Here is a 14,957-nt window from a genome sequence, read left to right as displayed (position 1 = left end):
CAGCGTGCTGGTTAAGCGCGGCGCGAGTCGCGATCTCCCCTGCGCAGTCATTTGGCAATCGCTGGCCGTCGCGCCTTCTACTGGTTGTCGCCTTTGTCGGCTCCATGTTGACGGCGGACCTGGCTGAGCATCTTGCGAATATCGAGTGCCCCGCCGATCGCGACCGCGATGGTCAGGCAGGTGAACATCGAAAGCGTGGCGACCAGCACGGCAATCCACAAAACCATCCAGGCGTTCATCGTGTGCCTCCGTTGTTGAGCGCCGGATTGCCCGGAGCGCGGCGATCTGGCCAGACCAGTGAACCAACGATCAATAGCGAGAGCGCCAGCGCGGTTGTGCCGAGAATGATTTGTGGCTCGCTGAGCCACGACAGACCGATCGCGCTGCGCAAATCGCCGAGGGCCAGAATCGCCAATGATCCGGTTCCCAGCGCCAGATAGGCGCCGGCACAACTGGCCCTTGGCCAGTACAACCCTCCCAGCAAGAGCGCGATGGCGCCGGTGAAATAGACCGCCGATGTTACGGCCAGATAATCCCACAAATGCTGGGACAACGGATACCATAAGCTCCAGATCAACAGGAACGCGCCGATGATCAACATGAAGATGCGCGTCAGGCGCATGCGGGCGCGGTCGGATAGTTTGTCGTCCATCAGCGGGTTAACCACATCTTCGACGAGCACCGACGACCAGCACAAAAGGTAGCTGCTGTCGGTCGACATTTGGGCGGCGATCATGCCGGCCAGGATCATGCCGATCGCGCCAATGGGCAACAATTGGCTGAGGAACAGCGGCATCGCTTGCAGCGTGAGATCGACGTGCGCCGGATCGTCGAGCAACTTGCCGTCTGGACCAAAGAACAGGTCATGCGCGCGCGAGTCGCTCCACATATAGGTCATGGCGCAGACGCCGAGGAATTGCGGAATGATCCAGCGCGTCATAAACCCGATCGACGACCAAGTGTACATTTGGCGGACGACGGTTGTGTCGCGAGCCGATAGAACCCGCATCAGCGCGGTGGGCCAGACCGCAGTGCTGACCAGTCCCACAATCAGCGCGTTTTGCGCGATTTCGCCCCAGCCAAAACCCTGGATCGGATCGAAGCCGCCGTCGCCGTGAACGTGACGCACAGTGTCGATCATGTTCGACCAACCCACGTGCGTCAGGGCAAAGATACACGCCAGCGACATCCCCACGGCCAAGACGACGAACTGGATGTAGTCGGTGATTACCACCGCCAGCATGCCGCCGAGCACCGTATACAACAGCACAAGCAGCAGAAGGATGGTCATCACGATCTTGATCGTGATGGGATCGGACAGCCCAGTCAGACTGGTGAGAAACAGCGCGCCGGCGCGGAGAAACATGCCCATGTTCAGGATGCCGGTTACAGCAAGGACCACGCCGCCAAAGATGCGAACGCCTTTGCTGAATCGCTGCTCGTAGAACTGTGGAATTGTCATCACGCCCATGCGCCGCAGCGGAACGACGAACAGACCGGTTAATCCGACAAGCAGGCAGATCACCCCGCCCAGCAGACCGATGTAGAACGCCGCGAACCCACCGACAAAGCCTTTTTGGGCCGCGTACATTACGGTGACCAGCCCAATTTCCGATCCGAGCATGGTAGCGATGCTCAAGAACGAGTTGAGCGAGCGCCCGGCCACAACGTAGTCGCTCATGTCGGAGACATATCGTTTGACATACACCCCGGCGCCGACGCAGGCCACCAGATACGCGCCGACAATCGCCCAGTCCCAGGGGGTGAAGTTAGTGCCGAAATCGCGCGCGAGATTCATCAGGACCAAATCGCTTTCAGCGTGACGAACTCAGGGAGACGCATAGCGAGTTTTGAGATGCTCGCAACTCACCACTTTCTCCACTAGATCGAGCGGGAGATAAAAATACTGGTTGGCGGCCTCGAAGCCAATGTGCGAGTCTTGTTTAGTCAGGTCATACAGTTGCCGCGCCAGCGCGATTTCGGAGTCCAGCGCGTCGATCAGTTGCGTTCTCAGCCCTCCCTTGTCGCCGGCGGCCAATTCGTCGCGGGCCATGATAAAGCGCACCTGATTGGCCACGCTGGCCCAGTAGGTGTAGGCGGCGCGCGCGTACCCCAGCTCGGCCTGCGCGGTCGGCAGATTGGCGGCGTCGACCAGCTTGACCGCTTGCTCGAAGTGCTCCACTCCGGTCGCCCAACCCGCGGCTATCTTCTCAAACTGATTGGCCAGAACATTGGCCGGGTAGGGGCCGCGCCACGCCGCCAAGTCGTCGTATGGATAACAAGTCATGGTGGCCGCGTAGCCGGTGGGCGAGCGGTAGAGCAAATTCGCTGGCCCAATCTGCTGTGGCGCGGAGTACAGTCCCAAACCGTACGGAAACTCGCGGAAGGCGTCGCTGAAAGCTTTCCAAGCCTGACGCACGTGCGGCGCCGCCTGGCTGCCATACCGCTCGGCGGCCAGCGTATTCAACACCTGTACTTTGTCGGCGGCCTTTTGTCCCATGATCCGCTGGGCAACCAGCAAATTTGGCGACGGATAACCGCCCAGCGACCAGCTCAGCATTAGGCCGTCCATGTCGAGCTTGGCCAGGTTCTCGCAATGTTCGGCGACCAAGTCCATGACCGGAAGGTATGGCAAAGTCGATAGCTCCCAGGTGGCGTTGAAAGACACTCGGGCGGCGGTTTTCAGACCGCGCTGTTTCGCCAATTGCCAATGCCGCTTGGCGCGTGGTCCGGGACCGACGACGGAAATGGAGTATTCGCCGACGGCGCCCTTCACCCCGCCACGCTCAAAAGGTTGCGCCCACTCACTGACCGACTGCAGCCAGACGTTATCAGGAAGCAAGGCAATGATCTCAGAGGCATCGCCGTGGCCGGCCCAGCCCCAGTCCCAACAGATCACTTTGGCCTGGGGGTTCCCGCGATGCACACCGGTCTCGATCGTGGCGTTGACCTCAGCGATGATCTCGGCGTTCGTCCGACTCTTGCAATGCGGACACTCGGCCTGACGATTGTGCGAGGCGCAACTCGTTAGGTTTTCGGACGCGGTGATCGTGAACACGCCCCCCAAGTCTGGGACTTTTGTGAAAACGTGCGCCAACGAATCGCTCATCCATTTTCTGACTCGCGGGTTGGAGGTGCACATGGCGGTAAAGTCCTGCCCCAGCCAGCCGCGCACGCCGGCCATCTCTGGGCGGTTGGCGAAGAATGCTTGAGGTTGGGCGCGCGGCTCGTTCATGTAGAGATAGACGCGGATTCCGTAACGTTTGGCGCGCGCGACCATCTTGCGCAAGTTTTCCAGCCGCTGCTCGTGGCCTTCGCCAAACTCTGGGAAATCAGGTCCGCCCGGCGCTAGCTGCCTTAGCACGACGTGCATCCATACGCCATTGACGCCCACATCGGACAACTTTTCCAGCAATCCGTCGGGGTACGGATCAACGGTGGTGTCGATCAACGGGTCGCCGAAGGCGCCAAAGTAAGAATAGATGTAGCGCAAACCATCCTCGGCCGGAGGCTCGCTGGCTGGTGGACGCCGCGCAGCGCTGAGCTGCTCGACGAATGCAAACCGATCCTCGCCTGGCGTCGTCAGGGCATTGCCAAAACGCCGCGTAACGACGGCTTTGATCTGCGCAGCGCGCTCTCTGGCCGATTCGTCTGGCGGTTGATAGCGAAGTGGCTCGCAGCGCGGCTTGCTGCCGCCGAGCTTGATGAAGAGTCCATCGTCCTCGCGCAGGTTGAAGTTGAATTCCTCGGGCGACATGTCGATGAGGGCGAGTATCTGTTCGATCGGCAAGATGTGCCAGTTTCGCCGGACGATCGTGATATAGGCTTGGCGCTGGTACCGGTCCGCCACTGGTCGGTTGGGTGGCAGCCCCAGCGACGTTGCGATCTGCGTGATTTCGTCTTCGGTCGCACCGACCACCAGCGCGAGCTTCGGCGTGGGAACCAAGTTCCAGTTCCGCCATACGTAAGCGTGCAGTCGATCGGGGAAGTGTTCGAACATGACCGCCGGCGCGGGGGGGCCATCTGGGATCGCGGCCTCTGCTCCACCGACGCGACCGACACCGACCAATAGCAGGAATGCAAACAGACCGAAGATTGATTGCTGATACATCAATTGCTCACTTTTAGTCACTTGGCTCGTCCGTGGTGCTCTCTAAAATCTCGATCCAATCCAGCACTTGCAGCGCATCGTCATAGGTTGCGCCGGCGGGCACAGGCTCCAATCCGCGGACCACACGGCAGAACGCGCGTAGTTCTTCGGCCAGCATGCCGGTGGGTTGGCCGTCGCCGGCGCGAATCTCCAGCGTCATTGGCCAGGCGGCGCTTTCGTGCCAGAGTTGGATCGGTCGCGGGTTGGGTTCGACCCGCGCCATCCAATTGTCGCCAAATACTTCCAGTCGATCGAATCCGTCGTTCGCCATGCCTGGCGGAGTCAGATACGACGCGGCGAAACTAGCCAATGTTTGATCTTCCCAGGCCAGTTGCGCGTTGACCAAATCAATGCCGCGCGGCGAACGGCCCAATTGGCAGGAAAAGTAATCTGGCTCGGCCGAACCCAAGAGTGCTACCGCCACATACAAGTCGTGTACCATCAACAGGCGCAGCGGAGACTCGTCCGGGTAAGAGTCGAGCGTCGTAGCAGGGCGGTGGCGGACGCTGTTGAAAAATCGGATTGGGCCGCGCTGGCTGGCCTCCACGCGTAGTTGAGCCAATTCGCTGTTGAACAGCAGGATATGGCCCATCATCAGGTTCGACGAGTCTCGGCGGACCAATGGACGCAGCGTTTTGGCTTCGGCAAGCGAGGTGGCGACGGGTTTCTCCAGCAGCACTGGTTTGCCCGCGTTGAGAATTGCTTTGGTGACCGCAATATGCGATGCAGTGCTCGACGCCACCACCCAGGCTTCGGCTTCGCTTTCGGTCAGCGCGGCGTTCAGGTCGGTCCAGCCGGGCGCCGAATTAACGAGCGCGAGTCGATCTGGCCGTCGATCCACCACGGCGACCAATTGCGACTCGGCCAGTCCCATCAGAGTCTTGGCGTGCAGTAGTCCAAAGCCGCCGACGCCGACAACCCCTAGTTTCACTGGCTGAAAGCTCATGCGAACTACTCGATCTCCGGCGACTGAGAGTTGCATCAACTGCAATGCTCTGGCGACTGTAAATATGCCGTGTGCCGCAACAAAACAAAAGCAGCAATGAGTTGCGAAATGATGATGCCGCGCTCGCAGACCAAATTCAATTTGGTGCGCGGCGGCGCGATTATTGTCCGGCGCATGGCCGACCGGACAAAGGGGGGGTATGGCCTTGATAATCAAGACTCAACTTGGTCAGTTGCTGGTTTAGCTCCCACCGATTCTCACCGCAAGCGGCCTGGTCCGGACCGCATCCACCCGCCAGTACCTGGATCGAGCACGGGCCCGGATTGCCCGCCGATTCCAAAACCTAGTATCGATACGGCAGAAAATCTTGATGAACAGCGTAGACGAAAAGCTGCAACCAATTTTGGCGTCCGTCATTCGCCGCAATGCGGGGGAGGCCGAGTTTCACCAGGCGGTACACGATGTTCTGGAAAGTCTTGGCCGCGTTGTCGCCAAGCACCCGCATTTTCTCGATCAGGCGCTGTTCGAGCGGCTTTGCGAACCCGAGCGGCAGATCATCTTCCGTATTCCGTGGGTAGACGATGCAGGACAGGTGCAGATCAACCGGGGCTTTCGAGTGCAATTCAATTCGGCGCTTGGCCCGTACAAGGGCGGGATGCGATTTCATCCGTCGGTGAATGTGGGCATTATCAAGTTCTTAGGGTTTGAGCAGACATTCAAAAACGCGCTGACCGGTCTGCCGATCGGCGGCGGCAAAGGAGGATCGGACTTCGACCCCAAGGGCAAGTCGGAGGCAGAGGTCATGCGGTTCTGCCAATCGCTAATGACCGAATTGCATCGCCATTTGGGCGAATACATCGACGTGCCCGCCGGCGACATTGGTGTGGGGGGACGCGAAATCGGCTACCTGTTCGGACAGTTCAAACGCCTGACCAATCGCTATGAGGCGGGCGTCCTCACTGGCAAAGCGCTGGCCCATGGCGGATCGCGCGCGCGGATCGAGGCCACTGGATATGGGAACACCTATTTCGTCCAAGCCATGCTCGAAACGAAAGGCGCGGGCTTTGATGGCCGCCGGGTCGCCGTTTCTGGTTCCGGCAATGTGGCCATCTATACCATTGAGAAAGTCGAGTCTTTCGGGGGCAAGGTTGTCGCCTGTTCGGATTCCAGCGGATATGTGGTGGACGAAGGCGGCATCGACCTCGACTTGTTAAAAGAAATCAAGGACGTGCGCCGCGAACGCATCTCGGAGTATGCCCGTCGCAAGGGGGCGGGGACGCATTTCATTCCGTGCGACAAGGGATCGGTGTGGGATGTGCCTTGCCACGTCGCCATGCCTTCGGCCACGCAGAACGAACTGTCGGGCAAGGACGCTCGCGCGCTAGTCCGCAATGGCGTAATCGCGGTAGGGGAGGGGGCAAACATGCCGTCGACGCCGGAAGCGGTCAAGGTGTTCAAAGATGCCGGCGTGTTATTCGGACCCGGTAAGGCGGCGAACGCGGGCGGAGTGGCGACTTCGGCGCTGGAGATGCAGCAGAACGCCAGTCGCGACAGTTGGACGTTTGAGCAGACCGAGTCGCGGTTGGCGACGATCATGCGCAACATCCACGACACCTGTGCTGCCACAGCGGACGAATATGGCGCGCCGGGCGACTACGTGCTGGGCGCGAACATCGCCGGCTTCGTTCGTGTGGCCGAAGCCATGCAGATACTCGGCGTCATTTGATTGGCGGCGGCAGTGGCAGGTCAGGCAGGCGCCATAAGCCGCGTTTGGGAAGCCGCGCTCATAGTTAGTCGGCGAGGAAATTGGTGGTCCGGCGCGCGGGGCCGTCTGCATGATGCGCTACTGTGCATCGCCGACGGTTAAGTTGTCGCCGTGAACCAGGGTTGGCCGGCCAACGGGCGCTCGAACACGCCGCATCCCGTCGCTCACTTCGTAGTTGGCGTCGTCGACGGAGATATCCAGGACATGACCGCGCAGCCTTAGATCCTGGAGCTTCAACTGACCCGCGAACGAAGGTGGACGTGGGTCGATGCGAACGTCGCCATTGAACTCAGCCCGGACGCCGAACATGCCAAAGATCAGACACTGCGCCGCCGCGGCGCTATCGATGGTGCATTGCAAGGGTGTGTCACGCCGGTATTGAATTTCATTGGCTGCGAAAGAGTCGCCCCAGTATGGGACGCGCTCGCCCCACCACAGAATGCGTCGCAGGATGTTTTCTGACGCGCTGGGGTGGCCTGCCTTATAGAGGCGTTCGGCAATTTGTGGTGGAAAGGCCGTGAAGCAGCCTCCCCCGCCGTTATCGTAATCGACTGGATCGTAGGCCGCGTCCGTCTTCGCCATGCTTTCCAAGCCAAATTCCGCCATAAACTCCCGCGGATTGTTGAGATGGTCGAGCAGGGCGGTCTCTTGCTGAGCGTCGAGGACATTGCTGGCAAAGAGCTTGAAGATCTGGACTGTAAAGCGGGAATCTTTTTGTCCTTTGTCGTTCTGAAAGTCGAACCAGCCCGCGCGTTCGTTCCAGAGTTGTCGCTTGAGCACGCGCTTCAGGTCTTCCGCTCGTTGACGAAGGTGCGGTTGCGGCCTGCCTGCCAGTTCCGCCAACTCCGCGGCCCGCAGAAAGGTGTCGTAGCGCCTCCCGTTCAAATCGGGCATGATGTGGTTGTACGGGATGCCGCGGCGCAGTTCGAGGTGACTGTTTGACGGCCCATAGTCGATAAGGCTCACTGGCTTATCGCGATCATCGCCAAACATGGCGTTGGAGATCGCATGCTCCAGAATTGTCTCTCCGTCGACGACCTCTTTGAGGAACTCGGTGTCGCCTGTGTGTTTCACGTAGTAGTAAATCAGGCCGACTATCTTCTCTTGATTGACGGGATACCAGGGTCCGAACGCCTTGCCCGTCACCGGCTCGAACGCGAAATGCTTGGTAATGTCGATGTTAAGGAATTGCTTGATGTGGCTCCGGGACGCGGCGGCGTCAAAAAGCGGAAAGATTTCCCAATTGCCGCCGAAATCCCATAGATAGTTGCCGACGCACCCGCCATTGACGCCGCCCGTGCTGTAGTAGGGTTGCAGCACGAATTCGGGGACATCCCAGCGATTCATTACGAACGGTATTAGCGAGCGATAGTAGAATTGGTCCAAGGCCGCGTTGTCCGATGCAAACCGTGGCAGCTTTTCGAATAGGTGCTCCGTTCGCTGGCGATATGCCAGTTGAGCATCGGCCATCGCCTGATCCGGGGCATCTGCGATTTTCTTGCACGCCGCCCGAGCCTCATCCTTGGGGCCAATCGCAAACGCAACCCGCAATTTCGCACTGTCGGACGGCGGCAGCATGATCGACGCGCGCCCGCTGGGAGAGGAATCTCGCCATTCCACATCGCTGTTTGCGCGCAGGACAATTGCCAGTTCGTTTTGCTCCAGGCAAAGCGAACCGTCGTTAATTTGTCGCTGTGTGGGCGTCTTGCTCTGCGGGGTGCTGAACGACCATCCAGTTCCACCGTTGGCGTCCACGGGGTCGGCGATATCCAGTTTGGCTTCGGCGATGATCGCCACCGGTATCGTGCGTGGTTTCCCGCTGGTGTTGGTAAAGCTGACTTCCAACAATCCGGCGCGAGCGTCGGCGGTCAACAGCGTCGCGCTGGCGATGTCGATCTCCTCGATCGTTCCACTTCGCTCCACCTGGAATGGGCGCCATGCGTAACGCTTGGTTTCAACCGGTTTGCCAAAGGCAGTGATCTCCAATTGAAAATCGGAACTGACATAGGGGGGCGCCCAGAGTCCACTGACTCGCGCTGCACGGCGATACGGAATGCCTGCGGCGACTTTGCCGTTGACGATGCCGAAATGCTCTTCGTGAAGGATGTTTTGCGTGCCTTCAAACAAGAATGGATCGGCGTGGTCTACTTGTTCTCCGGCGATCGCCGTGGGACGAGCAGCCACAATGAATGTCATCAGTGCCGCGAGCATCCAAGGCGCGACTCGACGGATCATAATTGTCTCCAATAAATGCGCGGCCGACTTCGGCTAGCCGGTTGAGTGACACGTATGCTATCGGCGTTAGAACGGGGTGTCCAAGCAGCGAGGATGAGGTATCGCCCATTGTGATTGCGGGCGCTATTCATCTGCGTGGAGCCGCTCGCAGGCCTTGAGCATCGCGGCGAGAGGTTCTGGATCGGCCAGGCGATGGTCGCGGCCAATTTCGATGAGGGCCGAAGCTAGCAAATGGCTCGCGCGCATCAGTTCCGCGCTATCGGCGAACGGCACCACATCGTCGGCGCGACTGTGGATGATAATCGTTTGTGGCTTGACGGCGCGAGCGTCTCCCCAGTTTCGCCAGGCAGGGCACAACAGCACGAGCGGCGTGTTGCCGGAGCGGATATTCATCGCCACCGCGCCGCCGCGAGAAGACCCCACGATCACGTCGGGACGATGTCGGTCGTACTCGGCCTGTGCCGTGCGTATCGCGACTTCGAAATTGCTGTCGGAGAGCGGCGGATTGATGACTTCATGCCCATGCTCGATGAGATAACTGGGCTTCAGTCCACCGGGTCGAGAACCCCAGCCGTGCAGAAAGAGGATTTTCATCGGTGTTCACTGGGGGGAGATTACTCGGCCTCGGCCCAGATGCGAGCATCGCCGTCGTCGTCGACTTCGACATGGATCAGGTTAGGTCGGCAGCAGATGGGGCAGTCTTCGACATAGGACTGGCTGGTGCCAGCGGTGAGATCGAGTGGAACAACGATCTCCTCGCCGCAGGCGTCGCAGATGTAGCTGGCTTCTTGGCGCATCGGATCGATTCCTGAGTTGGGCGTGATTGTCGCCGCTGCCAAGATTCTAATGGATACACGGGCATGCTAGCTCACGATTGAGGCAAACTATGAGACGAGTGTTCCACTGGGCAACTTTTTGGTGGGTGGCGACGTTTGGCTTTCTTCCGTCGAATGCGACGGCCCATGAGAATCAATCGTTCGTGACGGTCGCACCTGACAAACTAGGATTCGTGGTGGCGGCTTCCGGTAAGCCGTTCGTGCCGTGGGGATTCAACTACGATCACGATGAAGCGGGACGGCTGATCGAGGACTATTGGCACGATGAATGGCCCAAGGTTGAGCAAGATTTTCGAGAGATGAAGGAGCTTGGCGCCAATGTGGCGCGGATTCATTTGCAGCTTGGCCGGTTTATGTCGTCCGCCGATCAGCCAGACGAGCGCAATCTGCGGCAGTTGGCGAGGTTGCTGCGACTCGCGGAAAAAATTGACATCTATCTCGATCTGACTGGACTTGGTTGCTATCACAAACAAGATGCGCCGCCGTGGTACGACGCGCTCGGCGAGGCGGCGCGATGGCGCGTGCAGGCCTTATTCTGGCAGGCCGTGGCCGGCGTCTGCGCCGATCGTCCTGCCGTGTTTTGCTATGACTTGATGAACGAGCCAGTCGTTCCGGGTGGAGATGGCAAACGCGATGACTGGCTTGGTGGCGCCTTTGGCGATAAGCACTTTGTGCAATTCATCGCCTTGGAAACGCGAGGCCGAGAGCGTCCGCAGATCGCGCGCGAATGGATCGAGACGCTCGTCAAGGCGATTCGTCAGCATGACCGACGGCATTTGGTGACCGTGGGGTTGGTGCCGTGGAGTCTTGATCGACCCGGGCTGAGTTCAGGCTTTGTGCCAGAGAAGATCGCCGAGCCGCTCGACTTTTTGGCGGTACACATTTATCCGGAGGCCGGGAAGGTCGAAGAGGCATTGAAGACGCTGCGCGGCTTTGGCGTGGGCAAGCCGGTGGTGATCGAAGAGATGTTTCCGCTCAAGTGCCGGCCTGCGGAATTGCGGCAGTTTGTGCTGGATTGCGAAGGCCGGGTGGCGGGCTGGATCGGATTCTATTGGGGCAAAACGCCGGAGGAGTGTCGCAAGTCTGGGACGATTGGCGACGCGATGTGCGCCGACTGGCTGGACTTGTTTGTGGAGCTGGCGCGCGGCCGCCAGTGAATACTTCCAGTGATTGCTGTGAGGAACGCAAATTTGCGTGCAACGGCGGCCGCAATGGATATGCTGATGGTGGTTTTCGCAGACTGGCACGGGCACTGAAAGCGAGATTGGCCATGAAGACGCTGCGTGGGAAAAAGGTGTTGATCACCGGCGCCGCCCAAGGCATTGGCAAGCAAACGGCGCTGCGGTTTGCCCAAGAAGGCGCCGCGCTGATCCTGGTCGACCTCAGACCGGAGCAATTGCCGCAGGCCGTGGCCGATGTGAAGTCGGCCGGCGCGGCGGACGCCTGGTCGTATCAATTGGATGTCACCGACTTTGATGCGATCCCCGAGCTTCGGTCGCGGATTTTTGAAGCGCACGGCGCCATCGACGTACTAGTGAATAATGCGGGCACAGCGTACGGCGGCTTGTTCTTGGACGTGCCGCTTAAGAAGCACCTGATGACCTATCAGGTGAACACGCTGGGACTGGTGGCGATGACCTACGCGTTTCTGCCCGACATGGTTTCGCGGCCGGAGGCGCATTTGGTGAACATTGCCAGCGCCGCCGGTCTGATTGGGCTACCGTATGGATCGACCTACGCCTCGAGCAAATGGTCGGTGATCGGATTCTCTGAATCACTGCGCCTGGAACTTAAAGGGCAGGGGAAGGGCCATGTCGGCGTGACGAGCATCTGCCCAAGCGTCGTCAATACGGCGCTATTCGCGGGCACAAAGCCGGCCAAGACAACGCGGCGGCTGGAGCCGGAGGAAATCGCCGATCGCATTGTGCGGGCTGTGCTTGCCAACAAGGCATTTGTGATGGCGCCGTCGCTGGTGCGGCTGACGGTGTTTTTGCGTGGTGTGCTGCCGCTACGAGTATTTGACTGGGTGGGCGACCAATTTGGTTCGACAAAAGCGATGGCGACTTGGGACGGTCATACGAAACAAGAATTGAAAAGCAGCGGCGAGAAGCAAGAATCGCGTCCCCGAGAAAAGGTTGGCGCGCAATAGTCGGCGCCTGCGACCAGCTAGAGCGGCAGGCATCGATCCACGTTAAGGAGCAACGTCGTGCGATACATAGGGTTGGTTGTTGTCTTGTCGACGCAGATTGCCGGGGCCGCAGCGCCTTCGACGCCTGAGGCGCCGCGATATTTATCGGCTCGCCACAGCGAAGGGGAACAAACGCCACCGGAACGCTGGTCGGCAGTGGAGAATGTGCTGTGGAAGACCGAGCTGCCAGGGCTAGGCTGGTCGAGTCCAATCGCGACGGGGGGGCGCGTTTACTTGACAACTTGCGTTAGCTCGGGAGACGTTCGCGAGCCGCGTAAGGGACTGTATTTGGAAGACCTCAACGCCAACTTGTATCCCAAGGAAACAGCGCAACACGAATGGAAGGTGTATTGCCTTGATCAGGCCACTGGCTCGGTGCTGTGGGAGCGTGTGGCTCATGCCGGCGTGCCACCCAAGCCGCACCACCTGAAGAACTCATTGGCGTCGGAGACGCCGGTCACTGATGGCCAACGGTTGTTCGCCTATTTCGGCAATATTGGACTTTATTGTTATGACCTGGATGGCAAACCGCTGTGGCAAATCGAAATGCCTGCGCACGAGACGCAACAGGGCTGGGGCACGTCGATTTCGCCGATTGTGCATGAGGGACGACTTTATCTGGTCAACGACAATGAAGAGGAAAGCAACCTCGTCTGCTATGACTGCGCGAGCGGCAAAGAACTGTGGCGCGTGGCGCGCGATGAAAAGACGAATTACTCCACGCCATACATTTGGAAGAATAAGCTGCGCACCGAGTTGGTGATGTCGGGCATCAACTGGGCGCGATCCTACGATCTGAGCGGCAAGCCACTTTGGCAGATCAAGGGCCTTTCGATCCTGGCGATTCCCACACCGTTCGCGCATGACGGCATTTTGTATTTGACCAGCGGCCATGTGGTTTGGGGCAAGAACCCGATGTACGCCATCCGGCCAGGCGCCAACGGCGATATTTCGCCGCCTGCCGACGGAGAAGGCAAGCTCAGCGAGCATCTAGAGTGGCACAATCCCAAAGGCGGCCCGTACCATCCCACGCCGATCATTGTGGGGGACCAGATGTATGTGCTTTACGATCGCGGGTTCTTCGCTTCGTATGACATCAAGTCGGGGCGTGAGATCTACAGTCGCAAACGCCTGCCCGTCGCCGACTTCACTAGCTCTCCGTGGAGCTATGGCGGCAAGATCTTTTGCGTGAACGAAGATGGTGTGACCGTGGCGATTGAGGCGGGGTCGGAGTTCAAGGTGTCGCACGAGAATCGCCTAGCGGAAGACGATATGTGTATGGCTTCGCCAGTGGTCCTGGGGGACAAATTGCTGATTCGCACGGCGGCGCGCCTCTATTGCATGGGAAACAAGTAGTCTGCGCATTGCGCTTCGGAGTTCGTGTCATGCGTTGCTGGCGCTTGCCGTTGGTCGCTTTATGGACGCTGTGCTTCGGCATAGGCCCTGCGCATGGGCAGGAAACTGCGTTAGATCGCTATGTCGCCGCGCCCGATCCGTCGTTTGCTTGGAAGCTTATCACGACGATTGCTGGCGAGGGGCAGACCACTTATGTATTGGAAATGACTTCGCAGCAGTGGCGGACTGCGGCGGAAATTGATCGACCGGTTTGGAAGCACTGGCTCACCATCGTCAAGCCAGTTGCGGCGCAAAGCAAGACCGGGTTCTTGTTTATTGGAGGCGGCGACAACGGCGATCCCGCGCCCGAGGCTGCCTCTCCCCGCGCCGTCGCGCTCGCCTTGGGCGCCAACAGTGTGGTGGCCGAACTGGGCATGGTTCCAAATCAACCGCTACGCTTCAAAGACTCGCCCGACGCCGCGCGAGTCGAGGATGATCTGGTCGCCTATAGCCGGGTCAAGTTCATGGACGCGGGCGATGAGACGTGGCTGGTGCGACTGGCGATGGTAAAAAGCGGCGTGCGGGCCCTCGACACCGTTCAGCAGTTCCTCGCGTCCGATGCGGGAGGCCAGTTGAGTCTGCAGGAGTTTGTCGTTGCGGGCGCTTCGAAGCGCGGTTGGACGACCTGGCTGGTGGGCATCGTCGATCCGCGAGTTGTCGCGATCGTGCCGCTGGTGATCGACGCGCTGAATTCCGAGGCAATCACGCGCCATCATTATGAGGCGTACGGCTTTTTTTCCGAATCACTCAACGACTACGTGCGTCACAAGCTGTTTCCGCAAAAGATCGGCACGCCAGAATACCGGGCGGTATTGGCGATCGAAGACCCCTATCAATATCGCCATCGCGCACGTCTCAGGCTGCCGAAGTTCGTTGTCAACGCCGCAGGCGACGAGTTCTTTTTGCCAGACAACTCACGGTTCTATTTCGCGGAATTGCCGCAAGAAAAGTATTTGCGGTATGTGCCCAACACCAAGCACGACCTGCAAGGCAGCGATGCGCTGGCAAGCGTGCAGGCGTTTTATGAGTCGGTGCTGCATAACCGTCGGCGGCCACAGTTTCGCTGGGAACTGCCCGATGCGGGAGGCATTGTCGTGCGGACGGAAGACCGGCCACTGGAAGTGAACCTATGGCAGGCAACCAATCCCAACGCACGAGACTTTCGGCTCGATGTGATCGGCAAGGCGTTCAGCAGCAGTCCGTTGGCGGCAGCGGACGATGGCGCCTATCGGGCCGAACTGGCGCCGCCGGACAAAGGATTCAGCGCGTACTTTGTTGAACTAGTGTTCGACAGCGGCGGAAGCCATCGTTTCAAATTCACCACCGATGTGCGGGTGGTTCCGGATCGTCTGCCGTACCGCTTTGACGACGCGCTTCGTCAGGCGAAGTAATCGGAGCCTTTGCTGCTCGCACGAGTATCGGCTGGCAGCGGAATAACGGCG

Annotated in this window: 12 protein-coding genes; 5 read left to right on the top strand and 7 right to left on the bottom strand. The window is 59.4% G+C overall.

Features of this window, described 5'->3' with window-relative positions:
* Positions 1 to 77: 77 nt before the first annotated feature.
* From K1X71_06740 to K1X71_06725, 4 genes are read right to left on the bottom strand one after another with little or no spacing between them, the layout of a single operon-like run.
* Positions 78 to 239 carry a hypothetical protein gene (locus K1X71_06740; protein ID MBX7072830.1) on the bottom strand — a complete coding sequence of 54 codons (162 nt, stop codon included), beginning with the start codon at positions 237 to 239 and terminating at the stop codon, positions 78 to 80.
* Positions 236 to 1,798: a sodium:solute symporter family protein gene (locus K1X71_06735; GenBank protein MBX7072829.1), complete on the bottom strand. Its 1,563-nt coding sequence runs from the start codon at positions 1,796 to 1,798 to the stop codon at positions 236 to 238. The genes K1X71_06740 and K1X71_06735 overlap by 4 nt, the downstream gene beginning before the upstream one ends.
* A 30-nt stretch (positions 1,799 to 1,828) precedes the next feature.
* Positions 1,829 to 4,111 (bottom strand): hypothetical protein, encoded by a 2,283-nt coding sequence (locus K1X71_06730; GenBank protein MBX7072828.1) that lies wholly within the window; start codon positions 4,109 to 4,111, stop codon positions 1,829 to 1,831.
* Between the two features lie 13 nt (positions 4,112 to 4,124).
* Positions 4,125 to 5,096, bottom strand: coding sequence for a Gfo/Idh/MocA family oxidoreductase (locus K1X71_06725; protein ID MBX7072827.1), 972 nt, complete (start codon positions 5,094 to 5,096; stop codon positions 4,125 to 4,127).
* A 370-nt stretch (positions 5,097 to 5,466) separates the two neighbouring features.
* Here K1X71_06725 and gdhA point away from each other — a divergent pair, with 370 nt between their 5' ends.
* Positions 5,467 to 6,822 (top strand): NADP-specific glutamate dehydrogenase, encoded by a 1,356-nt coding sequence (gene gdhA, locus K1X71_06720; protein MBX7072826.1) that lies wholly within the window; start codon positions 5,467 to 5,469, stop codon positions 6,820 to 6,822.
* Between the two features lie 117 nt (positions 6,823 to 6,939).
* Here the strand turns inward: gdhA and K1X71_06715 are convergent, their stop codons facing one another.
* The 3 genes from K1X71_06715 to K1X71_06705 form a co-directional block, all read right to left on the bottom strand.
* Positions 6,940 to 9,096 (bottom strand): hypothetical protein, encoded by a 2,157-nt coding sequence (locus K1X71_06715; GenBank protein ID MBX7072825.1) that lies wholly within the window; start codon positions 9,094 to 9,096, stop codon positions 6,940 to 6,942.
* 123 nt (positions 9,097 to 9,219) lie between these two features.
* The gene (locus K1X71_06710) at positions 9,220 to 9,690 is read right to left on the bottom strand and encodes a hypothetical protein (protein MBX7072824.1); all 471 of its coding nucleotides are present in this window, start codon (positions 9,688 to 9,690) and stop codon (positions 9,220 to 9,222) included.
* Positions 9,691 to 9,710: 20 nt separating this feature from the next.
* Positions 9,711 to 9,893 carry a CPXCG motif-containing cysteine-rich protein gene (locus K1X71_06705; protein ID MBX7072823.1) on the bottom strand — a complete coding sequence of 61 codons (183 nt, stop codon included), beginning with the start codon at positions 9,891 to 9,893 and terminating at the stop codon, positions 9,711 to 9,713.
* Positions 9,894 to 9,982: 89 nt separating this feature from the next.
* On the opposite strand from K1X71_06705, the gene K1X71_06700 reads away from it, so the two are divergent.
* The 4 genes from K1X71_06700 (at position 9,983) to K1X71_06685 (ending at position 14,906) form a co-directional block, all read left to right on the top strand.
* Positions 9,983 to 11,089 (top strand): cellulase family glycosylhydrolase, encoded by a 1,107-nt coding sequence (locus K1X71_06700; protein ID MBX7072822.1) that lies wholly within the window; start codon positions 9,983 to 9,985, stop codon positions 11,087 to 11,089.
* Positions 11,090 to 11,202: 113 nt separating this feature from the next.
* Positions 11,203 to 12,081: an SDR family NAD(P)-dependent oxidoreductase gene (locus K1X71_06695; GenBank protein MBX7072821.1), complete on the top strand. Its 879-nt coding sequence runs from the start codon at positions 11,203 to 11,205 to the stop codon at positions 12,079 to 12,081.
* Positions 12,082 to 12,138: 57 nt separating this feature from the next.
* Positions 12,139 to 13,476 carry a PQQ-like beta-propeller repeat protein gene (locus K1X71_06690; protein MBX7072820.1) on the top strand — a complete coding sequence of 446 codons (1,338 nt, stop codon included), beginning with the start codon at positions 12,139 to 12,141 and terminating at the stop codon, positions 13,474 to 13,476.
* Between the two features lie 29 nt (positions 13,477 to 13,505).
* Complete coding sequence (locus tag K1X71_06685; GenBank protein MBX7072819.1) at positions 13,506 to 14,906, top strand: PhoPQ-activated pathogenicity-related family protein; 1,401 nt, start codon at positions 13,506 to 13,508, stop codon at positions 14,904 to 14,906.
* Positions 14,907 to 14,957 lie beyond the last annotated feature (51 nt).

This window comes from Pirellulales bacterium (assembly GCA_019694455.1).
Taxonomy (GTDB): Bacteria; Planctomycetota; Planctomycetia; order Pirellulales; family JAEUIK01; genus JAIBBY01.
This window is presented reverse-complemented; position numbering and strand designations above follow the sequence as displayed.